This is a genomic window from Dongia soli (assembly GCF_034044715.1).
In the GTDB taxonomy this organism is placed as follows: Bacteria; Pseudomonadota; Alphaproteobacteria; order Dongiales; family Dongiaceae; genus Dongia_B; species Dongia_B soli.
The window spans coordinates 18590-42028 of the sequence record NZ_JAXCLW010000012.1; the positions used below are offsets into that span (position 1 = coordinate 18590).

25 protein-coding genes are annotated in these 23439 nt (G+C 60.8%); 11 read left to right on the forward strand and 14 right to left on the reverse strand.

Annotated elements, in window-relative coordinates:
• Positions 1–21: 21 nt before the first annotated feature.
• Positions 22–1326 (forward strand): UDP-glucose dehydrogenase family protein, encoded by a 1305-nt coding sequence (locus SMD27_RS22635; RefSeq protein ID WP_320510725.1) that lies wholly within the window; start codon positions 22–24, stop codon positions 1324–1326.
• A gap of 12 nt (positions 1327–1338) precedes the next feature.
• Here the strand turns inward: SMD27_RS22635 and SMD27_RS22640 are convergent, their stop codons facing one another.
• The 3 genes from SMD27_RS22640 to SMD27_RS22650 all read right to left on the reverse strand — a co-directional run bounded on the left by SMD27_RS22640 (position 1339) and on the right by SMD27_RS22650 (position 4721).
• Positions 1339–2904 (reverse strand): DHA2 family efflux MFS transporter permease subunit, encoded by a 1566-nt coding sequence (locus SMD27_RS22640; RefSeq protein ID WP_320510726.1) that lies wholly within the window; start codon positions 2902–2904, stop codon positions 1339–1341.
• Positions 2897–4090, reverse strand: coding sequence for an HlyD family secretion protein (locus SMD27_RS22645; protein ID WP_320510727.1), 1194 nt, complete (start codon positions 4088–4090; stop codon positions 2897–2899). Before SMD27_RS22645 ends, SMD27_RS22640 begins: the two co-directional genes overlap by 8 nt.
• A gap of 142 nt (positions 4091–4232) precedes the next feature.
• Complete coding sequence (locus tag SMD27_RS22650; protein ID WP_320510728.1) at positions 4233–4721, reverse strand: MarR family winged helix-turn-helix transcriptional regulator; 489 nt, start codon at positions 4719–4721, stop codon at positions 4233–4235.
• A 179-nt stretch (positions 4722–4900) separates the two neighbouring features.
• On the opposite strand from SMD27_RS22650, the gene SMD27_RS22655 reads away from it, so the two are divergent.
• Entirely contained in the window at positions 4901–5218 is a 318-nt protein-coding gene (locus tag SMD27_RS22655) for a hypothetical protein (protein WP_320510729.1), read from the forward strand.
• A 117-nt stretch (positions 5219–5335) separates the two neighbouring features.
• Positions 5336–5857 carry a PAS domain-containing protein gene (locus SMD27_RS22660; RefSeq protein ID WP_320510730.1) on the forward strand — a complete coding sequence of 174 codons (522 nt, stop codon included), beginning with the start codon at positions 5336–5338 and terminating at the stop codon, positions 5855–5857.
• Positions 5858–5889: 32 nt separating this feature from the next.
• Here the strand turns inward: SMD27_RS22660 and SMD27_RS22665 are convergent, their stop codons facing one another.
• The 8 genes from SMD27_RS22665 to SMD27_RS22700 all read right to left on the reverse strand — a co-directional run bounded on the left by SMD27_RS22665 (position 5890) and on the right by SMD27_RS22700 (position 13807).
• On the reverse strand, positions 5890–6693 hold the full coding sequence (locus SMD27_RS22665) for an OBAP family protein (protein WP_320510731.1): 804 nt from the start codon (positions 6691–6693) through the stop codon (positions 5890–5892).
• 21 nt (positions 6694–6714) lie between these two features.
• Positions 6715–7506, reverse strand: a complete 792-nt coding sequence (locus tag SMD27_RS22670; protein WP_320510732.1) for an SDR family NAD(P)-dependent oxidoreductase — start codon at positions 7504–7506, stop codon at positions 6715–6717.
• A 26-nt stretch (positions 7507–7532) separates the two neighbouring features.
• Positions 7533–8702 carry a zinc-dependent alcohol dehydrogenase gene (locus SMD27_RS22675; protein WP_320510733.1) on the reverse strand — a complete coding sequence of 390 codons (1170 nt, stop codon included), beginning with the start codon at positions 8700–8702 and terminating at the stop codon, positions 7533–7535.
• 143 nt (positions 8703–8845) lie between these two features.
• Positions 8846–9433: a cysteine hydrolase family protein gene (locus SMD27_RS22680; protein ID WP_320510734.1), complete on the reverse strand. Its 588-nt coding sequence runs from the start codon at positions 9431–9433 to the stop codon at positions 8846–8848.
• A 61-nt stretch (positions 9434–9494) separates the two neighbouring features.
• Positions 9495–9950 carry a hemerythrin domain-containing protein gene (locus SMD27_RS22685; protein WP_320510735.1) on the reverse strand — a complete coding sequence of 152 codons (456 nt, stop codon included), beginning with the start codon at positions 9948–9950 and terminating at the stop codon, positions 9495–9497.
• A 122-nt stretch (positions 9951–10072) separates the two neighbouring features.
• The gene (locus SMD27_RS22690; protein ID WP_320510736.1) at positions 10073–10648 is read right to left on the reverse strand and encodes a hypothetical protein; all 576 of its coding nucleotides are present in this window, start codon (positions 10646–10648) and stop codon (positions 10073–10075) included.
• Positions 10649–10745: 97 nt separating this feature from the next.
• A complete protein-coding gene (locus SMD27_RS22695; protein ID WP_320510737.1) occupies positions 10746–13229 on the reverse strand; it encodes a glucose/quinate/shikimate family membrane-bound PQQ-dependent dehydrogenase in 2484 nt (827 codons plus the stop codon).
• A gap of 140 nt (positions 13230–13369) precedes the next feature.
• Positions 13370–13807, reverse strand: a complete 438-nt coding sequence (locus SMD27_RS22700; RefSeq protein ID WP_320510738.1) for a hypothetical protein — start codon at positions 13805–13807, stop codon at positions 13370–13372.
• Positions 13808–14123: 316 nt separating this feature from the next.
• On the opposite strand from SMD27_RS22700, the gene SMD27_RS22705 reads away from it, so the two are divergent.
• Positions 14124–15053, forward strand: a complete 930-nt coding sequence (locus SMD27_RS22705; RefSeq protein WP_320510739.1) for a 2-hydroxyacid dehydrogenase — start codon at positions 14124–14126, stop codon at positions 15051–15053.
• A 10-nt stretch (positions 15054–15063) separates the two neighbouring features.
• Here SMD27_RS22705 and SMD27_RS22710 read toward each other — a convergent pair whose 3' ends face one another.
• Positions 15064–15783: a GntR family transcriptional regulator gene (locus SMD27_RS22710; RefSeq protein WP_320510740.1), complete on the reverse strand. Its 720-nt coding sequence runs from the start codon at positions 15781–15783 to the stop codon at positions 15064–15066.
• Between the two features lie 475 nt (positions 15784–16258).
• Here SMD27_RS22710 and SMD27_RS22715 point away from each other — a divergent pair, with 475 nt between their 5' ends.
• From SMD27_RS22715 to SMD27_RS22740, 6 genes are all read left to right on the forward strand, one after another.
• Positions 16259–16639, forward strand: coding sequence for a hypothetical protein (locus SMD27_RS22715; RefSeq protein ID WP_320510741.1), 381 nt, complete (start codon positions 16259–16261; stop codon positions 16637–16639).
• A gap of 127 nt (positions 16640–16766) precedes the next feature.
• Positions 16767–17306: an inorganic diphosphatase gene (ppa, locus tag SMD27_RS22720; protein WP_320510742.1), complete on the forward strand. Its 540-nt coding sequence runs from the start codon at positions 16767–16769 to the stop codon at positions 17304–17306.
• A 141-nt stretch (positions 17307–17447) separates the two neighbouring features.
• On the forward strand, positions 17448–18215 hold the full coding sequence (locus SMD27_RS22725; protein ID WP_320510743.1) for an SDR family NAD(P)-dependent oxidoreductase: 768 nt from the start codon (positions 17448–17450) through the stop codon (positions 18213–18215).
• Between the two features lie 9 nt (positions 18216–18224).
• Positions 18225–19439, forward strand: a complete 1215-nt coding sequence (locus SMD27_RS22730) for an acyl-CoA dehydrogenase family protein (RefSeq protein ID WP_320510744.1) — start codon at positions 18225–18227, stop codon at positions 19437–19439.
• A 21-nt stretch (positions 19440–19460) separates the two neighbouring features.
• Positions 19461–20579 carry a phosphotransferase family protein gene (locus SMD27_RS22735; RefSeq protein WP_320510745.1) on the forward strand — a complete coding sequence of 373 codons (1119 nt, stop codon included), beginning with the start codon at positions 19461–19463 and terminating at the stop codon, positions 20577–20579.
• A gap of 14 nt (positions 20580–20593) precedes the next feature.
• Entirely contained in the window at positions 20594–20989 is a 396-nt protein-coding gene (locus tag SMD27_RS22740) for a DUF6285 domain-containing protein (RefSeq protein ID WP_320510746.1), read from the forward strand.
• Positions 20990–21007: 18 nt separating this feature from the next.
• Here SMD27_RS22740 and SMD27_RS22745 read toward each other — a convergent pair whose 3' ends face one another.
• Complete coding sequence (locus SMD27_RS22745; protein ID WP_320510747.1) at positions 21008–22018, reverse strand: bile acid:sodium symporter family protein; 1011 nt, start codon at positions 22016–22018, stop codon at positions 21008–21010.
• 119 nt (positions 22019–22137) lie between these two features.
• Here SMD27_RS22745 and SMD27_RS22750 point away from each other — a divergent pair, with 119 nt between their 5' ends.
• Complete coding sequence (locus SMD27_RS22750; protein WP_320510748.1) at positions 22138–23055, forward strand: LysR substrate-binding domain-containing protein; 918 nt, start codon at positions 22138–22140, stop codon at positions 23053–23055.
• 2 nt (positions 23056–23057) lie between these two features.
• Here the strand turns inward: SMD27_RS22750 and SMD27_RS22755 are convergent, their stop codons facing one another.
• Positions 23058–23411: a c-type cytochrome gene (locus tag SMD27_RS22755; protein ID WP_320510749.1), complete on the reverse strand. Its 354-nt coding sequence runs from the start codon at positions 23409–23411 to the stop codon at positions 23058–23060.
• Positions 23412–23439 lie beyond the last annotated feature (28 nt).

Sequence of the window (23439 nt, forward strand, 5' to 3'; positions counted from 1 at the left end):
GAGTTAGAACGGAGACGAAGGATGAGGGTGGCGATCCTTGGCGCGGGCTATGTGGGTCTGGTGACCGGTGCCTGCTTTGCGGAATTCGGCTTTCAGATTACCTGCGTTGATACGGATGAGCGGAAGATCGCAGCTCTTGCCAAGGGCGAAGTGCCGATCTTCGAACCCGGCCTGAAAGCCCTGGTGCAACTGGGCCTGCAGTACGAGCGGCTGCATTTCACCACCGATGCGGGGGAGGCGATCCGGGCAGCGGATGTCATTTTCATCGCGGTCGGCACGCCGTCGCGGCGGGGCAATGGGGAGGCTGATGTCAGCTTCGTCATTGCCGCGGCGGAGATGATTGCGGCACATGCCGTTGGCTATAAAGTGGTGGTGACCAAGTCGACCGTGCCGGTCGGAACCACGCGGCGGGTCGAGCGGGTCCTGCGGCGTCTCCGGCCCGATTGCAAATTCGACGTCGCGGCAAATCCTGAATTTCTGCGCGAGGGCTCGGCGATCGAGGATTTCATGCGGCCGAACCGCGTCGTCATCGGCGTCGAGGGCGAACGGGCGCGGCAGATGCTGCAGCAACTCTATCGGCCGCTTCATCTGATCGAGACGCCCATCATTTTCGCCGATCTCGAAACCGCCGAACTGATCAAATACGCGTCCAATGCCTTTCTGGCGATGAAGATCACCTTCATCAACCAGATGGCGGATCTGTGCGAGAAAGTCGGCGGCGACGTACATGTCCTTGCCAAGGCAATGGGACTCGACCATCGTATCGGACCGAAATTCCTGCATCCGGGGCCCGGTTATGGCGGCTCCTGCTTTCCGAAGGATACGATGGCCCTGGCCACTTTCGCGCGTGAGTGCGGTGCGCCCGTCGACCTTGTGGAGACGGTAATCCGCGTCAATGAGGCGCGCAAGCGCTCCATGGTCGACCGCATCCTGGACGCGCTCGGAACGCCGTCCTCCGGAAAAAAATTGGCCGTGCTTGGTCTCACCTTTAAACCGAATACCGACGACATGCGTGAAAGCCCGGCCCTCACCATCCTGCCGCGCTTGCTGGAACGCGGCATCAAGCTGCAATGCTTTGACCCGGCCGGCATGGCGGAGGCAGCGAAGCTCATTCCTGGCATCGATTGCTGCCGCGATCCCTATGAGGCCGCAGCCAAGGCCGATGGTCTGGTGCTGCTCACGGAATGGAATTTGTTCCGCGCCCTCGATCTCGACCGTATCAAGGCGACATTGCATGCCCCGCTGATCATCGATTTCCGTAATATCTACGATCCGGATAAGATGCGTGGAATGGGCTTTTCCTATCACAGCCTCGGCCGGCCATGACGCAATCTGCCATCAATCGATGATCGCGGCATGCTCCATATCGGGTGCTGATTTGGGCTCGCGCAGGAAGATGACCAGCGGCATGGCGACGAGAGACATGATCATCAGCAGCTTGAAATCGTCGATATAGGCGATGATCGTCGCCTGATTGGTGATGACTTCGTTGAGGGAGGCGCGTCCCGCTGCGGTGAGAGGGCTCATGCTCTCGGCCGCCGGGGCGAAGAAAGAATGGTTGAAATGGGTGACATAGGCGCCGATCGTCTCGTGATTCATCTGCGTATTCTCGGTGATCAGCGAGGTGACGACGGAAATGCCGGCGCTTGAGCCGATATTGCGTGAAAGATTATAGAGACCGGTTCCCTCGCCGCGCATCTGTGCCGGCAGGGTAGCGAAAGCGATGGTGGTCAGCGGCACGAAAAGGAAGCCGAGACCGGCGCCCTGAATGAAGCCGACCGAGATGATGGTCCATTGCGACACATCCGGCGTCCAGCCCGTCATGTCATACATCGCCCAGGCGGTGAGGCCGAGGCCGATGGCAAGCAGGATACGGGTATCGATCTTGCCGATCAGCTTCCCCATGAGGAACATGCAGACCATGGTGCCGAGGCCACGCGGCCCCATGACGATGCCCGCCGTGGTCACGGGATAGCCCATCAGCGTCTGCAGATAGGGGGTCATCAAGGCGAGCGACGCCAGATAGGTGACGCCGACGATGAAGATGAAGAACATGCTGACGGCGAAGTTCCGGTCGAGGAACAAGCGTGGATTGACGAAGGATTTCTCCGCCGTCAAGGTGTGGACGAGAAAGATGTAGAACGCCGAGGCGGAAACCACCGCTTCGATGATGATTTCGCCGGAGGAGAACCAGTCGAGCTGCTCGCCGCGATCCAGGAACAACTGCAAGGCCGCGATGGCAAGGCTGAGCGTGCCGAAACCCAGCCAGTCCAGTTTGGCGCGGGCATCGAGCTTGGTTTCCTCGACGAAGATCATGATGCCGGCGAAGGCAATGAGACCGATCGGTAGGTTGATGTAGAAGACCCAGCGCCAGCTCACATTATCGGTGAGCCAGCCGCCGATCACCGGGCCGAGAACCGGCCCAACCATGACGGAAACGCCGAAGACGGCCATCGCCGATCCCCGCTCCTCGGCGGAATAGATGTCGAGCAGGATGCCTTGGGAGAGCGGTACCAAAGCGGCACCGAACAGGCCCTGCATCAGGCGGAACAGCACGATTTCGAACAGCGATTGCGAGAAGCCGCAAAGCATCGAGGCAACGACGAAGCCGGCGATCGCGACCAGCAGCACGCGCTTGCGGCCGAAGCGGTTCGACAGGAAGCCCGAAGGCGGCGTCATGATCGCCGCCGCGACGATATAGGAGGTGAGGACCCAGTTGATCTGGTCAGAGCTGGCGGAGACGCTGCCCTGGATATAGGGCAGGGCGACATTGGCAATCGTCGTATCGAGCGCCTGCATAATGACGGCAAGAATGACGCAGGCGGTGATCATGCCCCGGTTGGCGATGACCGGCATGACGCTACCCCCGACCGTGCTACCCCCGGCCGTTGCCGTATTAGCCATGGCTGTCGCCCGCCTGCTCCTTAACGCCCGTCTGCCCCTTGCTGATCTGTTGATTGCCCGGCTCGCTGTCATCGGTGTTCTTATGCGAGCTGCCGAAAAGGTCGGTGATGAAAGTCGGCAGACCCCGGGGATGGCCGGTATCAACCGCAACGATGACGCTCATGCCGACGCGCAATTGCGGCTTGTTTGCGAGATCGCCGAGCTTGACGATCATGGGGATCCGTTGAACCACCTTCACCCAGTTGCCGGTGGTGTTCTGCGCCGGCAGCAAAGAGAAGCTGGAACCGGAAGCAGGGCTGATGCTGCCCACCGTGCCATTCCATTCGATGCCGGGATAGGTATCGACCGTGATCCTCACCGGCTGGCCGGGCCGGACATAGGTCAGTTCGGTTTCCTTGGGGCTGGCTTCGATCCACATATTCTCGGTGGAGACGAGGCTGAAGGCCTGCTGTGCCGCTTTCAGATAGGCGCCGACCTGCAGCGCGGGGACATTGGTCACGATGCCGTCGAAGGGCGCACGCACCACCGTATGGTCCAACTGGCGCTGTGCTTCATCGACACCGGCCTGAGCCTGGATATAGAAGGGGTTCTGCTCGACCGGCTGGTTCGGATCGTTGCTGAGCTGGGCCAGCGCCGCTTCCGCCTCCGCCTTGGCCACGTTCACCCGTTGCTGTGCGGCGATCAGGTCCTGATGCGCCTTGTCATAGGCCGCGCGCGAATAAGCCGGGCTGCCGGCCAGATCCTGCTGCCGCTTGAAGTTCGTCTGGTAATAGGGAATGTCGGCTTCGGCCTGGGCAATTTCTGCCAAGGCCTGGGTATAGGTGGCTTTCAGCGTCAGGATCTGGTTGCGCACCGTGCCGAGCTGTCCCTGCGCGCTTTCCAAAGCGATGCGGAAGGCTCTGTCCCGCAGGCGGAAAAGAACCTGGCCTCTCTTGACGACTTCGTTGTCATGTACCTCGATGGAATCGACGGTGCCGGCGACGTCGGTGGAAATGCCGACGGTATCGGCTTGCACATAGGCGTTGTCGGTCGACATGACCTCGCCGCCCGTTACGTAGATGTAGCCGCCGGCGACCAATGCAACAGGCAGCAGGGCGAAGAGAAGTGGGCGAAGCAGACGGCGTTTGGATTTCGGGGTGATCTTGTTCATGTCGGTCGTAAGGGGCGGCAGGGGGCGTTCCGTCATGCGAAGGCGTTCCGCCTCGCCGGATGCAGGTTGTGTTTCGTTGCTGTCGTCCTGCTCAGTCGCGCGGGGTGGATCCGACTCAACCCAATTTGATGGCTCCATCGGCGCGGAGGACGGGGTGGCGCGTTCGGATGAATTGCCTTCAGGCATTTTTGCGGTCCTTGGCTCCCGCGGCACGATCCACTGGATCGTCGACCGGCCGGGTGCAGGCATCGATCAGATTGGTCTTCATGCGCGTCAGGCTTCCCAACAGGAAGGCGCGGTCCTCATCGCTGAGGCCTTCCAGGGCTTCGGCCCGCGTCGCATCGCCGATCTTCTGCATCTTCTTGATCAGCGGCCGCGCTTCCTCGCGCAGGAACAGTAGCCAGATGCGCCGGTCGGTCGGATGCTGGCGCCGCTCGATCAGGCCACGTTCTTCCAGCTTGTCGAGGATGCGCACCAGGGTGATCGCCTCGATTTCCAGGATTTCCGCCAGCCCGCCCTGGTGGATGCCTTCGTTGACGTTGAGATAGGCGAGCGTCTGCCATTGCGACCGTGTCAGCCCAAGAGAGCGCGCGCGCTGCTCGAAGCGCTTGCGCAGCAGCCGTGCGACATCGTGCAGAATGAAGCCGAGAGTCGGGGCGTTATTCATCGGACAGCCTCCTGGAGCAGGGCATGTCGAAAATGATTGCGAGCCTTGTCATAAGCATACTTATGACATGGGTTGCTATAGAAAGCATGCTGGATAGTTAAGAAAAGTAATGCTGGTGACGTAAGGCAGCTATGCCCGGGAATATGGTTAAAAGACTAGCTTTAGGGTTGATTTTGGCGATGTCGGTGGCCGGCTTCCTGTCGTCGCTGCCCGCCTCGCCTGTGTCCGCTGCGTCCCTGGTGAGCTGCGGCGGCGCCGTCATGATGAATGCGGCGGAGCTGTTATGCAGCCATCTCGACCCCCATGCGCCGCCCCAGCTTTGCAGCTATAGCTGGGCTTTGCTGAAGACCGACAGCTCGACGAAAGTTGCGCAGGGCTCCTTCCTGTTGCCGCCGGGTGTGGCGAATATGCAGATCTATGCAGCCAACGGTTTCCTCAACGCCCTCTCGCCGCCCATTATTATGTGCCAACAGAAGCCGGCCGGGGATGGTCCCTGAAGCAACATCGTGGGATGAACAAAGCGCGCCTGAACCGGCCAGCATGAAGGGCGCATTATCTCTTTCTTAGCGTCCTAGTCGCAGAATGGGGCAATTTGGTGCGACGAAAGCGGCGCGATGTTTACTTGCATATGGCCCTTGGCCCTCGATGAAGCGCAGTCCTGGCGGCTTCGTTTTCTTGCCGACTATTGGGAAACGAAAAAGGCCGGTCGCGCTCTGCCCGAGCGGAACGACTTCGACCTCGCCGATCTCAAACATATCCTGCCTTATCTGCTTGTCGCGGAAATCGAACCGGAGCCGTTCCGTGTGTTCTACCGGCTGACCGGAACAAAGGTGGTCGAGATGTGCGGCGATTTGACCGGTCGTTATCTCGATCAGCTGGGTAATTCGCAATCCCCCTGGATCAAGGAAGGGCGGGACTCCTATCATCAGGCCTGGTCGTCGCGATCTAGCTTTCTTGGCAAATATATCTGGCCGACCATGCGGGGTGCGGCTTGCACAGTTGAATTCGGCATCTTCCCGCTCAATGTGCCGGGCCGGCCGATGCAGTGCTTCTCCCTGGAGGATTATCATTTCCGCGCAAGCAGCGTTGCTTCGCGTGACACGCTGGTGCCATTCACTTCGAAGAATAACCAGTGAAACGCGGGCTCATTGTCAGCGAGAGGTATTTTTCAGCTGCGGTTCTTCAGCGCGACTTCACGGAGCGCCAATTGGCGTGATTTGCCGTTCTGCCAGGCATCCGCGCCCGAGAGAACCTGCGGCGCCGAGGCCGCCAGATCTTCGCGGCGTCGCTTGGCATCCATCGTGGACATGTCCAGCTCCTTGTCCCGCTTCTGGATCATCTCGGACTTGAGCTGGCCGTCTGCGGTGAAACCCATCATCAACTGAGGGATGCCGAGCGGCAGGGAGGTGTCGCGGTCGATCTGCCAGGTATGCCAGGTCTTGCCATAGGTGGAAACCAGGCTAGCGATTGCCGTATGTACGACCGGCGCCGGAATGCCGGGCATCAACAATTCGCCGGATGTAGTCTCGTGACGGTGGCTGTGCCAAAGCGGCTTCTCCTCAGCGGGCAGGGAGTTGAAGATGCGGGCCGAGACGATGTATTCGATGCCGATCAAGCGGGAATCGGCTGTGTTGCCATCATAAATCACGCACTGGAAGAACTCTTCGTTGACATGCGCGCAGAAATGATGCGCCTCGACCTGCCGGCCCATGTCGTCGGCATAGAAGTGGAAGCCGTTCAAATACATGTTGATGGCATGGATCGGTGATTTGCCTTGGAGCAGATCGGCGCCGATGCCGAGCATCTCGCTTTTGGTGGATTTCTCCGCACCGGGGATCGCGCCAGGCTGGATATCCGAAGGCGTGGTATTTTGCGCCGCCGCCCGCCCGCAGACGCAGGTAAGCGACGCCGCGGCCGCGCCCAGCCACGCGGAAAATCCACGCCGGCTGACCGGCATCAGGATTCTGCTCATCGAAATCACCTGCTCGCGATATCAGTGCTTCGCTTCGGGCGGCGCAGCCTGCTTGCGATGCTGCATCGCCAGGAGTTCAGCCGGCGTGACATTTGCCAGCGTCGTTTGCAGCTTGTTCTTCCAACCGGTCACGATATCGCCTTCGCCTTTCATCATGGCTTCGAAGCCGGCTTCTGCTACCTCCGCCGCGCTGTCCTTTTCGCCGCGACCGATCTCGGTGTCCAGCATCTCTGCCCGCCGGAAGAAATTGGTATCCGTCGCGCCCGGCATCAGGCAGGTGACGGTCACGCGGGAATCTTTCAGTTCCTCGCGTAAGGCGAAAGAGAAGTTGTCGATGAAGGCTTTGGTGCCATTATAGACCGCCTGATAGCTGCCGGGGATATAGCCGGCGATGGAACCGGTAATCAGGATCCTGCCGTCCTTGTTTCGGCGCATCTCCTTGCCGATCAGATGGATGAGATAGATCGTGCCCGTGATGTTGGTGTCCACGATATGCTTGGCGCGCGTGAAATCCTGATCGAGGAAAGCGTGGCCAAGGCCATGGCCTGCATTGGCGAGCAGTGCCGCGACCGGCTGCTGCATGGCCTGGATGGCGCGATGGAACTCATCCACGCCCTCCATCGTTGCCAGATCCGTCTCGACAGCATCAACCGCTTTTCCGCCCAGCTTGCGCAGCTCATCGGCCACGGTGTGAATGGCAGGCTCATCCGCCGCAATCGCGAGATCGAACCCGCGCTGCGCGCAGATCTTCGCCAGCTCATATCCAATGCCGCTTGACGCCCCGGTTACGACAGCCAAAGGGTTCCCGGCCATGGCATTCTCCTTCGCGAGCAATTTCCCTAGGGTTTCATGACGACTTTGATGCAGCCGTCTTCCTTGTCGCGGAATTTCTTGTAGAGCGTCGGTCCATCTTCCAACCTTGCCCGATGGGTAATGACGAAGGAGGGATCAATGTCGCCGTTCTCGATCCGCTGCAGTAAATGGGGCAGGTAACGCTGGACCGGTGTCTGCGCCATCTTGAAGGTCAGCCCCCGATTGATGGCCGAGCCCATCGGTACATTGTCGAGCACGCCGCCATAAACACCGACAATGGAGACGATGCCGAAATTGCGGCAGCATTGTATTGCCTGGCGCAGAACGTGCGGACGGTCGGTGCCGAGAAGCACGGCCATCTTGGCGCGATCGACAACAGTATCGATGCCACTGCCAATGTCCGGTTCGGTGCCGACGGCGTCGATGCAGGCATCGGCCCCGCGCCCCTTGGTCAGGTCGCGGATGCGCTCGCTCACCTCTTCTTCCGAGAAGTCGATGGTGACCGCGCCGGCTTCGCGGGCGAGGGCGAGCCGTTCCGGCACGCGGTCGACCGCCAGGACGCGCGCCGCTCCCAGCAGAAAGGCGCTGCGGATCGCCATTTGTCCTACCGGACCGCAGCCCCAGATCGCGATCGTCTCGCCACCTTTGATGTCGCAGAATTCAGCGGCCATATAGCCGGTCGGAAAGATATCGGAGAGGAATAGAACTTGTTCATCGCTCAGGCCGCTCTCGATCTTGATTGGCCCTACATCCGCATAAGGTACACGCAGATATTCCGCTTGTCCGCCTGCATAGCCGCCGAGAAGATGGGAATAGCCGAATAGACCGGCGGGCGATTGGCCCCACAGTTTCGCGGCTGCCGCGGCATCGGGATTGGTTCGTTCACATCCCGAGTAGAAGCCATTCCGACAAAAGAAGCATTCGCCGCAGGAGATGGTGAAGGGGACGACAACGCGATCGCCAACCTTGAGCTTGCGATTGTCCTTGCCGATTTCGACGACCTCACCCATGGTTTCGTGACCGACGATATCGCCACTATGCATCGCCGGCATCACGCCGTCATAGAGGTGAAGATCAGAACCGCAAATCGCGCAGGCAGTCACTTTGATAATCGCATCGCGCCCTTCCCGAATTGCCGGATCGGGGACGCTTTCGCATCTTATGTCGCCTTTGCCGTGCCAAGTGAGCGCTTTCATCTACGCCTCCAGAATGCCAATAGATAGATGCGACGGGAACGAGACTGCTTAGAGACGGCAACCGTCTCGCGCAGCAAGCGTTCCAGGCTGAGGTGAAATAGAGTCGGAACGAACTGGCGGTACGTACTTGGCTTCGGTCGCTCTCAGTGCCAGTCGCCGGCCAGGAGCTGCTCGGTTTCGAGCGCCAGTATCTGCTGGCTGAAACGCTGCCGGTAAAGCGTCAGCAAGGCGTCGTGGCACGGATCGGAGGAGCTGCAGATCGCATCGATCGGCAAAATCACCCGAAAGCCGAAATCGACCGCATGAAGGACGGTTGCCAGGACGCAGACATCAGTTTCCGCGCCGGAGATGATGACATTCGGGCAGCGCCAAGCGTTCAATTGTTGCAAAAGCGCCGGATTGGAGAAAGCGGAATAGGTCATCTTATCGATCAGTTTTGCCGGCGGAATGAACTTATCCAGCGGTGACATCAAATCCAATACATTGCCGGCCAAATGATCGCGCGTGACGTTGCGCCATTTCGAATAAAAATCACGCCAGGTGCCTCTCATTTCATCCGGCGTGCGCGGCGGGATGAAACGGGTAAAGACTGTCCGCTCGGGCAAGGTCTCGGCGAGCGCCACGACTTTCGGCAGGATGCGCTCCGCCCACGGGGCGGGCCAAGGGCTGCCGGCTTTCAGCAGATTTTGCATATCGACGCAGAGATGCGCCGCGGAGGCTAAACCACTCATCTGGCCCCCCTCGCGAAGGACCGCTCTGTCACGGTCCTTCGCCAGTTAGCAATCAAGATGGTCAGGCTGCAGCCTTCATCACCTTGTTCTTTTCCTGCTCCATCTCTTCGCCCATCTTCTGCAGGGCGGTTGCATCGAAGTGCTCGCCGAGCTGGGTGAAGACGGTGCTTTCTTCTTCCTTGATATGGTGTTCAAGCAAGTCCTTGATGACTTTGAGATAAGCTTCCCAACGGGTCGAGCCCTTGCTTCGGCTCCGCGCCATGACTTGCAGCAACTGGTCGACCAAGCCGTGCTCGATTTCGCCTTCGATGCCGGCCTCCTGGGTTTCTTCTTCTTTTTCCTTTTTTAGCTTGGCATAGACGACCTTTTCTTCGGCCTTGGAATGGCTGGTCAATGCCACCTTGAACTCGTCGAAGGTTGTCTTCAGTGCATCCTCTTGGAGCTTGCCGCTGCTCATTTTTTCCAGCAGCTCCTTTACCTTCTCATGATCCTTTTTGAGCAGTTCCCGGATTTCCATTCTTTTCTCCCTTAACCGAGGCGGGCCACCCTCTGTCCCGCCGGTCTAGGTCAAATGAATGCAGGTTCCGATTGTTCCGCCCCGGTTCGCTCCTCTCGCATTTATGTGATGCTTCGCCGCAATTAGTCGTAGCCGGGGTCGCGCGAGGTTTCTCGCTTTTCGCCCGGCGGAGCGGAAGCGACGTCCGATCGGTTCACGTGCTGCCAGATCTTATCCAGGAAGACGGCCTCGAGCAGGCAGGCGAAAAATATGTTGTTCGCATCCGGTCTGTTTGGTCCATCCCAACCCTCCACAGCGATCGATGCCCGGCTATGCGCCTGCCGCACATCCGGATCGTCGTCATGGCTGCGACGGCGATAGATGACATCAAGGAATTTTTCCGCGGCCTGACCGCCAGCCCGGTAATCTGCATCGCCGTTGATCCGCAGAACCGTGCTGCGCTCCAGCACCTCCAATCCATCATTACCGCAAAGATGTTGGAACACGCTCGGCATGTCGCTGTAGTCGCCGGCTGTGGCGCCGCCCTGAACGGCGACACCGTGGATGAAATTGAAAAGGAAGCCGAGAACGAAGGGATCGTGCCAAAAATCAGGCGATAGCCCGCCCGCCCGCCGGATGATATGCAGCAGGGAATTCGCCGTCTGGGCAGCGGTTTGATAAGGACCGGTCGCCTCTATGGGCCCCGCGATTTCTGGCATCAGACTTCTCCGGGAAGACCGGATATATAACCGCGCGGGCGACGGCTGAGTTCCTGGTGAATTCAACGCGACCCCATGGCCGTGTTAATTTGACCCGTCAGGGCTTCGGCAGGGCATAGGCGATGATCGCATCTCCGGCCCTGGTGCCGAGCGAGCCATGACCGCCCGCCACGGCGATGACGAATTGCCGCTGGCTGGCTTCCGACCAGTAGCTCATCGGCGTAGCCTGTCCGCCGGCTGGCAGTCGGCCTTCCCAGAGTTGCTTGCCGTCCGAAACGCCATAAGCGCGGATATAATAATCGAGTGTCGAGGTCAGAAAGGCGACGCCGCCCGCCGTGATGATCGGCCCGCCGAGGCTGGGTACGCCCATTTTGAAAGGCAAAGGCACTGGCGAACTGTCCCGGATCGTGCCGTTCTTGTGCATATAAGCGATCTTGCCGGATCTCAGGTCGATGCCGGCGATATACCCCCAGGGCGGCGACTGGCAGGGCAGATTGATGAGCGAGAGGAAGGGTTCGAGATCGACGCCGAAAGGCGCGCCGCGATTGGGGTTGAGGCCGCCCTCACTGCGCGGGAAGGCAGGTGCCTTCCCTTCTTCCTGCTCCGATGCCGCAGGTTGCTCCTTCTTGAGACGCTCGTTCCATTCTTTGTCGAATTGCTCGCGTGGAATCAGCCGATCGACAAAGCCCATGTAATCGGGATTGGCGAAAGCGATCTGCCGCACCGGGTCGACGGCGATGCCGCCCCAGTCGAAGATGCCGAAATTGCCCGGATAGACGAGTGTCCCCTGCAGGGAAGGCGGTGTGAAAATCCCGTCATAACGCAACGAGCGGAACTTCACCCGGCAGGCAAGCTGGTCGAACATCGTCGCGCCCCACATATCCTTTTCCTGCAGCCTTTCCGGCGGCAGGAAGGTGAGGGCCGAAAAGGGCTGCGTCGGTGCGGCCGTATCGCCTGCAACGGTGCCCCGCGGCACGGTGCGCTCCTCCACCGGCACGATGGGCTTGCCGCTGCGCCGGTCGAGCACATAGAGATCGCCGCGCTTGGTCGGCGCGACCAAAGCGGGGACCACGCCTTGTGGCGTGTTCAGGTCGATAAGGCTCGGCTGGGAGCCCACATCCATATCCCAAAGATCGTGATGCACGGTCTGGAAGACCCAGCGCATCTGCCCGGTATCGATATCGAGGGCGACAATTGCGCTGGAGAATCTTTCGGTCTGCGGTGACCGTTTCGCGCCAAACTGATCCGGTGGCTGGTTGCCCATGGGGATATAGATAAGGCCGAGCTGCTCATCGGCGCTAGAGATGCTCCAGCTATTTGGCGAGCTGCGGGTGTAATGCTGATCCGGCCCGATCGGCTGGGTGTTGTCGGGATTGCCGGAATCCCAGTTCCATTTAAGTTCGCCGGTCTTGGCATCATAGGCACGAATGACGCCCGAGGGCGAGTTGACATTGACGTTATCGCTGACATTGCCGCCGATGATGACGAGGTTATCGGCGATGACCGGCGGTGATGTCGAATAATAGAAACCGGCTTGCAGTTCGGGCATGCCGCGCCACAAATCGACCTCGCCATGATTGCCGAAATCCTCGCAGAGCTTGCCGGTCGCCGCATCGAGCGCAAGCAGCCGCGCGTCTGCCGTCGGCATGAACAGCCGGTGGGCGCAGGGCGTTGTTGCCGCAGCGGATGTGTCGGTGTGATAGGAGAGGCCTCGGCAGGTCAGATGCTGCAAATCGGGTGACTGCTTCAGCTTCGGATCGTAACGCCACCGCTCCTTTCCCGTCTCGGCATCGAGGGCGATGACAAAATTATGCGGCGTGCAGATGTACAGCAGGTTGCCGACTTTCAGCGGCGTCACTTCGTAGGTCGTCTCGATGGGATCCTGTGGGCTGCGAATATCCTTGGTGTGATATTCCCAGGCAACCTGTAACTTGTCGGCATTTGACGGTGTAATCTGATCCAGAGGCGAGTAGCGCTGGCCGAAATGGGTACCGCCATAAGCGGTCCACTCGCCGTTCGAAGCAAGCGCTCCGCCCGTTGCCGATGGGGCCGTTGTGGATGCGGGCGACGCTGATGCGCTCGACGCCCCGCCGGTCGAGGAGGCGGTAGTTTCCATCGCTAACCGGCCCGGCCGGTCATGGTGATCGATGAAAACCGAGATGATGCCGACAACGCCGGCGATCGCCAGGCTCGCTGCCAAAGCCACTGCGCCACCACGCCCTCCTGTCGCTTCAGGACCGATAGCGCCCGCTCTGAACCAGCGGCCGAAGGACCAGACAAGCACACAGAAGCCAACCAGGAAAACGATATCCCCGCGCGCCGCCAACGGCCACCAGTCGAGACCCACTTCCCACACTGACCAAGCCAACGTCCCCAAGACGACCAGCGCATAGAGCCATGGCGCTTCGCGTCGTTTGAGGAAAATCAAAATACTCGTTGCGATGAAGCCGATGCCTGCAACTATGTAATACCAGGAACCGCCAAGCAGGATGAGGCGCATGCCGCCATAGCCAAGAACTAGGCCCGCGATCAGGAGGAAGCCGCCCAGCAGCCAGACGGCTAAAGATCGAAGAAAGCGCATATTCACAGCTCCGCATCAGCCAAGCCGTAAACAGCGCGTAGCCGGATTTTGTTCCGCCAGGTCGGGTTGCAAGAAGCTGACAGTCCGCGTCGATGCCGCGGACTGTCTTCCGCCTATGCTATCTCTTTGCCTGCATCCTGTTACAAGGATGCAGCAGCCACCTGAAGTGCATCTATGATCAAATTGGTCGCGGCCCGAATCAACATGACCCGGTCGTCGATGATGACATAGCGATAGCCGGCTTGCAGCGGCGGCAGTTGCTGCAGCAGGTCGGGCGGCAAGTTACGATAGGCGAGACCAGGCGGCAGCGTGCCGCCGCGCGCGAGTTTCTGCTGAATGCCGGGTGGCAATCCGCCTTTCTTGGCAAGGCCGGGCGGCATATGCTTTTGCTTGTTCTTCTTGCCTTGATGTCCGCTATCGATCGCCACCCATTGGTCATACCGCTGTTGGTAATAGTCCGCAATGATGCGGCGGGCGACTTCGCTGATAACGATCGCGCCGACACTGGGCGATGAATCGGCCAATTGTTCGCCGATGTGGGTAGCGGTGATGGCGTGAGGCGCAGGTGCGACTGCCATCGCCGGTCCCATCGAGACCAGGAATGCAAAACATGCCGCCGGAACGGCCAATGAAGTGAGAGTTCGGGATTTGCGAGGCATCATTTTCCTTGGCGCTTCGGTCTCAGTCAGCGGCTGCCGGTAGCAGTTACCGCTATGCATGGATATTGCTGGTGCATGTCTAGCATGCCGGTGCTGGTTCTTACAGCCGTTGCGGCATCCGCGGCAGGTCTTCAAACTAAATGTGATTCGGCCGCGCCCGGGGAATCGGGCGCGATCTTGACATCGGCAACGCCTTTCCGTCTAAAGACAAGGCCGAACATTCGTGGGACCGATCATGGCCATTCTCTATGCTGCCGATCCAAGTGAAGCCGATCAATGGCTGGGATCGATCCGGGAGATCGATCCGGCGCTGATCTTCCGCCATTGGCCGGATTACGGCCCGGCTGAGGAGATCGATTTCATCATCGTCAGCGGCCATCTGCCCGGCGACCTTTCGGCCTTCACCCATGTGCGCGGCATCCAATCGACCTGGGCCGGGGTCAATCACCTGATGCAAGGTGGCGGCTTGCCGGCCGGCGTGCCGCTCGCCCGCATGGTGGATGACGGCCTCACCGTCAGCATGAGCGAATATATGGTGTTCCACGTGCTGGATCGCCTGCGCCAGGGCAAGGCCTTGCGACAGGCGCAGCGCGAGCATGTCTGGGCGGATCATCCGGTGCCGGTGGAACAGCGGCCGACCATCGGCATCATGGGGCTTGGTACATTGGGCCAGGATGCCGCGCGGCAGCTCTTGCCGCTCGGCTTGACATTGCGCGGTTGGAGCCGCACCGCCAAGCAGGTCGACGGCGTTGAGAGCTTCGCCGGTCTCGATGCTCTGCCGGCCTTTCTCGGCGGTTGCGATATCCTGATCTGCCTCTTGCCGCTGACACCGGAAACCACCGGTATCCTCAACCGGCGCCTGTTCGATCTGCTGCCGAAACATGCCTGCCTGATCAATGCGGCACGCGGCGCGCATCTGGTGGAAGAGGATTTATTGGCGGTTCTCGATTCCGGCCATCTCGATCATGCCGTGCTGGATGTCTTCCGCACCGAACCGCTGCCGGCTGGCCATCCTTTCTGGGCGCATCCGAAAATCACCATTACCCCGCATATCGCCGCCATCACGCGGCCGGGCACGGGAGCTGCATTGATCGTCGAGAATTATCGCCGCGCGACGGCTGGGGAAAGGCTGCAGAACCAGGTTGACCGTGCGCAAGGCTATTAAGCCGGCGACGTCAAAACTTAGCCAGGCTGCGGCGGTAATTCTCCATGCGCGCCAGCATCATTGAGATGTGGTTGCGGCGGATATGCCCGACAGCCTCGAAATCATGCACCGACAGCGCCCGCAAGGTCTCCTCGACCTCGTGCAGCAGGAACTGCATTTCGCGCCGCACATCCTCGGTCTGCATCCAGCCATACCAGTAGCGGTCGGTCTGGTGATACATGACATCGATGAAATGCCGTAAAAAGGGATTGCCGATCACATTATTGACCAGGGCATAGAACTGGTCGCAGAGCCCAGCATATTCCGTGATATCCGGCTCGTCATTCCCCTCGAGGATATGCCGGATCCGTGCGCGGATCTCCTCAACGCCTTGCATCTCTGCCGGCTTGAGCGGCTGGGGCGATATCTCCCCCATCATTTCCACCAGCCGCAGGCGGAGCTTGTACATGTCGACAAGTTGCCGGTCGTCGATCTCGGTGATGCGGCAGCCGACGCCGTTTTTGACCTCAACCAGCCCGTCGGCGCTTAGACGATGCAGCGCCTGGCGGACCGGCGTCCGGCTCAGCCCGAATTCCGCCGCCAAATCGACTTCGGTCAGCCGGCTGCCCGGCGGGTAATAGCTGGTGGCGATCCGTTGGCGTAGCGCTTCATAAACCGTATTGGAATTGGCGCCATGCGGCACGGCCGGCCGTGCCGCGTTATCCCCCGCGCGGCTATTACTTTTCACCATCGTCCCTCACGCTCGAGCGCATTGGCGGGCGGCAATTCCACCCAGATCCGTTATTTTGCCGGCCCGATACGGCCGGTGACCCGATATTGTCATCTATCTCTAGGTTCTTCATCGACCGCTCACAAGTCCGAAGGGCGGCAGCTGAGATTTCGATCTTATGGCAGGCTGCACAGGTAACGCCCGCCGGGCCCGTATAATCTGCAGGCGCGGGGCCGTCCCGTGAGGGGCGTGGCGGGGCGGTGGGGAGTGTCATCGTGACGCAGGTCACTGGTTCCAAGAGTTGGCATGGTCCGCTTGCAGCGTCAGGTATATAGATGAGCCGGGCCCCGCGACTTTCACCGAGATTTGTGTGGGTAGGACTGAATGACAGGCAGATATAGAACTCGGCCCGGTAGCGAAACTGCCGCAAACGCATGGTGATGGCTTTGCCAGCGATCTTCGCGGCGTGCCGGTGCCTTATGGAAAGGGATGAAAAATGAAGCGTTTAGGTGCAATCTTGGCAGCGGTTACGGTGCTTGCCGGTTGTGCTCAGAGTTACCAGCCGGTTGTCGATACCAAGGGCGTCGATTCGGCACGGTACCAGCAGGATTTGTATGAATGCCGGCAATATGCCGAGCAGAAGAGCCCGGCCGGCAATGCAGCGATCGGCGGCCTCGGCGGCGCGGCGGGCGGTGCCGCCCTCGGTGCGATCACAGGGGCCATTCTACCGGGCGCCAGCGCCGGCACGGGCGCTGCCCTGGGCGCTGCCACGGGCGGCGCGGTCGGCGCCGGTGGCGGCGCCTATAAGGGCATCAGCGACCAGCAGCGGATTATCGACAATTGCCTACGCGGGCGGGGCTACAGCGTGCTGAATTAAACGCCGCAACCGGCGAAAATCTGCTAAACACACCCCGCCTGGGTGGCTCCCCGTCCAGGCGGGTTTTTAGCGTCCGACGTCTTCCCGCCGGTCGCACGTTTGAATGCCTTAATTTGGACCGGAACAAATGGATATTTCGAAGATCAAGATCGGCGATAACGCCCCCTATGACGTCAATGTGGTGATCGAGATCCCGCTCGGCGGCAACCCGGTGAAATACGAGCTGGATAAGGAATCCGGTGCGATCTATGTCGACCGCTTCCTCTATACGGCGATGTATTATCCCGGCAATTACGGATTCATCCCCCATACGCTCAGCAATGACGGCGATCCCTGCGATGTCATCGTCCTCGGCCCGACCCCGGTTGTGCCCGGTGCCGTGTTGCGGGCTCGCCCGGTCGGCGCCCTGATCATGGAAGACGAGGCCGGCATCGATGAGAAAATCATCGCCGTGCCGGTCGACAAGCTGCATCCGTTCTATACCGATGTGCGCTCCTATCGCGACCTGCCGGAAATCTTGCGCGAGCAGGTGGCGCATTTCTTCACCCACTACAAGGACCTGGAGAAGGGCAAGTGGGTGAAGGTGTCGCGCTGGGCCGATGTCGACGAATCACTGGAACTGATCCGCACCGGCATCGCCGCGGCACAGCAGGCCAAGCAAAAATAACCGCTGCGTGGTCGTTTCGCTGCAATAAGGCCGGCGCCCGCTCGGGGCCGGCCTTTTGCGTTCCGGCCGTCCGCTTTCCGGGTTGCTCCGGTCGTCCCGCTTAGGCAAGGTGATGCTTTACGTCTTGCCGATGGACCCCGCATGGCAAATTCCAGTCTCTTCGATCTCAGCGGTGAAATTGCTTTCGTCACCGGCGCCTCGGCCGGTCTCGGCCGACATTTCGCGAGCGTCCTGGCAGAAGCCGGGGCCAAGGTCGCGCTCTGCGCCCGCCGCCGCGATCTGGTTGCCCAGGCTGTCGCTGCTTTGCCGGCCGGCCGGGCATTGGCGGTCGTGGGCGATGTCACGGACGGTGCCTCGATGCAGCGCGCCTTGCGGCAGGCTGGGGATGAATTGGGCCCGGTGACCTTGCTCATCAACAATGCCGGCATCGCCGATGACCATGCGGCGCTCGATCTGCCCGAGGACGATTGGGACCGCGTGATCGATATCAATCTCAAGGGCGCTTGGCGCCTGTCACAGCTTTGCGCCCAGCATTGGGTCGAACGTGGTGCGCCCGGCAACATTGTCAATATTGCCTCGATCCTCGCTCTTCGCGTCGCCGGTCGTAGTCTGCCCTATGCTGTCTCCAAGGCGGGGCTGGTGCAAATGACGAAGGCGCTGTCGCTGGAATGGGCGCGGCATGGCATCCGTGTCAATGCCATCGCGCCGGGCTATATTGAAACCGATCTCAACCGCGATTTCTTCGCTACCGCTCCCGGCCAGGCGCTGATCAAGCGCATCCCACAACGCCGTCTCGGCCAGCCCGGCGATCTCGATGGCGCCTTGTTGCTCCTGGCCTCATCCGCTTCCGCCTATATGACCGGCAGCGTCGTCACGGTGGATGGCGGCCATCTGAACTCCAGCCTGTGAGGCGATACGATGGATTTTACGCTCTCGGCTGAAACGCATGATCTTTGCAAGCGGATCGACGCCTTCCTCGAACAACATGTGCTGAAGCTGGAAACCGATCCGGGGAGTTTCGGCGAGGGCGAGAATATCCGCGAGGATCTGCTGCAGGATCTGCGTGCCAAGGCGCAAGCCGAAGGGCTTTGGTGTTTCCAGATGCCACGCGACCTTGGCGGCCAGGGCCAGGACACGGTCGGCATGGCAGCGTGCTACGAGGCGGCAGGGCGCTCGATCTTCGGGCCGGTCATCTTCAACATCGCCGCACCCGATGACGGCAATATGTTTCTGCTGAACAAAGTGGCGACGCCGGCGCAGAAGGAACGCTGGTTGGTGCCGATCATTCGTGGCGAGGCGCGCTCGGCCCTGGCGATGACCGAACCGCATCCCGGTGCCGGCTCCGATCCCGCCGGCATGATGCGCACCACCGCGACGAAACGCGGCGGCCTTTGGGTGATCCACGGCCATAAATGGTTCATCACCGGCGCCGGCGCCGCGAAACATTTCATCCTGCTGGCCCGCACCTCCGACGATCCGAAGCGCGGCCTCACGGCTTTCCTGTTCGACAAGGACCAGCCGGGCTGGCGCATCGAGCGGCGTATCCCGATCATGGGACCGGAGGAACATGGCGGCCATTGCGAATTGATCTTTGAGGGCCTGGAAATTCCCGACGAGAACCGATTGATGGGGGTGGGCGAGGGGATGAAGGCAGTGCAGATCCGTCTCGGCACCGCGCGTCTCACCCATTGCATGCGCTGGCTAGGCATGGCCAAGCGGGCACTGGAAATTGCCACCGCCTATGTCGATGAACGGCAGAGTTTCGGCCGCACGCTGATCGAGCGTGAAGGCGTCCAATGGATGCTGGCCGAAGCAGCGATGGCGATCGAGACGGGCAGGCTGTTGACGATGCAGGCTGCCTGGTATCTCGACCAGGGAAATCAGGCCCGCAAGCAGGTTTCGATGGCGAAGATTCAGGTCGCCGATACCTTGCATAAGGCGGTGGATGTGGCGATCCAGCTTTGCGGCGCACGCGGCTATTCGAAGGACACGCCGCTCGAATGGATGTATCGCTATGCGCGCCAGGCACGCCTGGTTGATGGTGCATCGGAAGTGCATAAGATGGTTCTGGCCCGCAACCTGATGGCGGAAGGGCGGGAATTCTGGTCGTGGCAACCGCAACGACGGAAGTAAGAGAGCAAAGGGGTTCGATCGGTGAGCTTGGACAAATATCGCACGGCCCTGGCCGACTTCATCAGCGCCGAAACCGGTGGCACGGCGGCGGTGACGATGGGCGGGAAACTTGGCGGTGGCGCCATCCAGGATAATTGGGCAATCGATGTGGAGATTGCCGGCGGTCCGCAGGCCGGTCGCCACGAACTGGTCCTGCGCAGCGACGCCGTCAGCCGCATCGCTGAAAGCCGCAGCCGTGCCGAGGAAGTGGCCCTGTTGCAGACTGCGCTTGATGCCGGCATGACCGTGCCGCAGCCCTTCGCGCTGGAGCCCACCGGCAAGGTGATCGGGCGACCCTTCAGCTTGATCCGCCGGCTGCCGGGCGTCGCGGAACCGCGCCAGGTGCTGCATCAGCTTGCCGATCTCGCGGAAATGCATGAAGCGGAACATGGCGATGATAAAACAAGCGAAGCGCCGGGAGATGTATTGGCGCGTCGTCTCGGCGAAGAGCTGGCGAAACTCCATCGCGTGACGCTGGAAGCAGTGCCGGGTGGTCTGGCTTTCCTGGAGCCTGCCGGCCCTGATCTGGTCGCCCGGCGCGTCGCCGATTACCGCCGCCATCTCGACCAATTGCCCGAACCCCAGCCAGTGCTGGAATGGGCGTTGAATTGGATCGAGGACCATGCGCCTGCGATCGAGCGCATTACGCTCTGTCACCGCGATTTCCGCCTCGGCAATCTGTTGATCGATGATGGCCGGCTCACCGGCGTGCTGGATTTCGAATTCGCTGGCTGGAGCGATCCCGATGAAGATCTGGGCTGGCTCTGCGCCCGCTGCTGGCGCTTCGGCGCTTTCGCCCAGGAGGCGGGGGGGATCGGCAGCCGCGCCGCTTTCTATGACGGCTATCGGAATGTTGCCGGCCGCGAGATCGACGATCGCCGCATCCGTTTCTGGGAAATCTTCGGCACCTTGCGGTGGGCGATGATCGCCTTGGATCAGGGCGAGCGCCATTTCAGCGGCGGCGAAAGATCGCTCAACCTGGCGCTCACCACCTTGCGGGCGCTGGAATGCGACTACGACCTGTTGCATGACATCGAGGCATTCGACAAGCCGGCGCCCGAGAAAAAGCATCGCCATAAGTCCGCGGGCGACGAAGCCTGAGAGGAGAGAGTAATATGCTGACCCGTCCCGATACCGATGCGCTCTTGTCGATCGCGCTCGAAACCCTGCAGGAAGAGTTGCTGCCGCGCCTTACCGGCGATGACAAGCTGACCGGCCTGATGATCGCCCGCGCGCTGGCGATCGTGCAGGCGGCCTCTCATGATCACGGCGAACAGTCGAAGCGGGAAACGGCGGAAATCGCGGCGCTACTGGACGAGCCGCCTTGCGACGATCCGGTAACCGCGCGGCGGCAATTGGCCCAGGCGATCCGGGCGCGGAAATTCGCGCCCGGTACGCCGGACGCCGTGCGGCTGCGCGATCATCTCTTGGGCGTGACGGCGGCACGGCTCCGGCTGGTCAACCTCAAATACATGGCTGCCCGCCAGCGCCGCGCCGAATCCTCGATCTGACTACGCGCGAGCCACCTTTTATTCGCAAGCGACCATCGCGTGCTTTGCGCGGGCAGCTTCCTCGCGCTTCGCCGCGTAGCGCCGGGCGATATAGGCACAGACCATCAGCTGGATCTGGTGAAACAGCATCAACGGCAGGACGATGCCGCCGACATCCTGGCCGGCGAAGATCACCTTTGCCATCGGCACGCCGCTGGCCAGGCTCTTCTTCGACCCGCAGAAGACGATGGTGATTTCATCGGCCTTGTTGAAACCCATCCACCGGCTGCCATAAGTGGTGGCCACCATGACGATGGCGAGCAGCGCCATATCGACGATCACCATGACAGCGAAGCTCTCCGGCGTCAGGCGATGCCACAGGCCGGAGACCACCGCTGCGCCGAAGGCGAGATAGACCACCATCAGGATCGAGCCGCGATCGACCACGCTCAGCATCTTGCGATGTTTCTCTACCCAGTGGCCGATCCAGGGCTGCAGGATCTGGCCGGCGATGAAGGGGGCGAGAAGCTGCAGTAGAATGGATTCCAGCCCGTCCAGCGAGAAGCCGCTGGCCGCACCGCCACCTTCGATACGGAACAGCAAACCGACCAGCAGCGGCGTCACGAACATGCCGATGATATTGGAGGCCGAGGCGGAACAGACCGCTGCGGCGATGTTGCCGCCGGCAATGGAGGTGAAGGCAATCGAAGACTGCACCGTCGAGGGCAGCACGCTGAGGAACAGGATGCCGGCATAGAAGGCCGGGGTGAGCAGGCTCGGCACCAGGATTTGCGTGGCGAGGCCGAGCAGCGGAAACAGGATGAAGGTGCTGGCGAAGACCACCAGATGCAATCGCCAATGACCGAGGCCCGCCATCACCGTCGCGCGGGACAGCCGCGCGCCATGCAGGAAGAACAGCAGGCCGATGGCGATATCGGTGGCGACCTCGAACCAGTCGGCAAATGCGCCGCGGACCGGCAGCACGGAAGCAAGAACCACCGTGCCGAGCAAGGCGAGGGTGAAGTTATCGGGACGAAGACGCGCCAACATGGGCCAATACTTTCGGAAATTTACTGAGAGGCGTTTATGACCAGAATCTAAGCTGTTTGACGGTTATTGTGAATACGGCTAGCCTGAATATCAGTAATCGCAATTCGTGATAACCGGCTATGTTCGATCCTCAACTGCTTGCCACTTTTGCCGCCGTCGCTCGCACCCGCAGCTTTACCGAGGCGGCGGGACAGCTCGGCATCGGCCAATCCACCGTCAGCCAGCATGTCCGCCGGTTGGAGGAGCTCGCCGGCCGGCGGCTGCTGGCGCGCGACACCCATTCCGTGGCTCTGACCCCGGATGGCCAGGCGATGCTGGGTTTCGCTCAATCGATTTTGGACTCCCATGACCGGGCGGCAAGGTATTTTGCCGGCACCGAATTGCGCGGCAATCTGCGGTTCGGCGCTTCTGAAGACTTTGTTTACAGCCAACTGCCTCAAGTGTTGCGCGATTTCACCCGCAAGCATCCTTCGGTCGATCTCGAGCTGACCGTAGCCCTGAGCGGCGTCCTTTATGAAATGCTGGAAGCTGGGCAGCTCGATTTAATCCTCGCCAAGCGCCGGCTCGATGGGGCGCCAACTTCGGGTAAGGTTGCAGGCAGCAAGCTGCGCAAAGCGCCGGGACATTGGAGTGAAGAACGTGGTCGTCTGGTTCGGCGTGACGAACTCGTCTGGGTGGCGAGCGATCCGGCTATCCTGGTGCCCGACCGTCCGGTGCCATTGATCGCCTTTCCGCCGCCCAGCGTCACCCGCGCCATTGCCCTCGATGCGCTCAATCAGGCGAAGCTGCCCTGGCGCGTCGTCTGCACCTGCAGCAGCCTCAGCGGACTGCGCGCCGCTGCACTGGCCGGCCTCGGCGTCCTGGTGCAGCCGCGCAGCATGTTGCCGGCGGGCCTCACGCCCTTGCGCGCGGGGCGTCCCTTGCCGGCGCTGGATGATATCGAATTCATCGTCACCGGCCGCACCGCCAAGATCAGCGGGCCTGCAGAAGCCTTGGCCCAGCAAATCCTCAGCAGCGACGCGCAATTGCAGATCTGATCCTATAGGCTGTCCCGGGATTTGATGAAAGCGTGCACCTTCCAGACATCGTCTGGCGAGAGGCGCAGGCCGAAGGCAGGCATTTGCGTATTCTTGCGTCCGTTGATCACGGTTTCGAGGAATTGCTCATCGGTGAGCTTAGTGGCGAACAGATTGGGGCCCCGTGCACCGGCCTTGCCGTGGCAGCCCATGCATTTGCTGCGATAGGTCAACTCGCCTTCGTCGATCGCCTCGGCCTGTCCGAGGAAGGGATCCGTCACCGTCTCGTCGCTGCGGCCGGGCCCAGCCTGGGCGAGCCAGGCGACAAGTGTCGTGCAAGCAAAGGCGGCGAGAATGCCGAGCCGAATTGACGTCATTTTCAACAACATTCTCGCCGACCGTCGA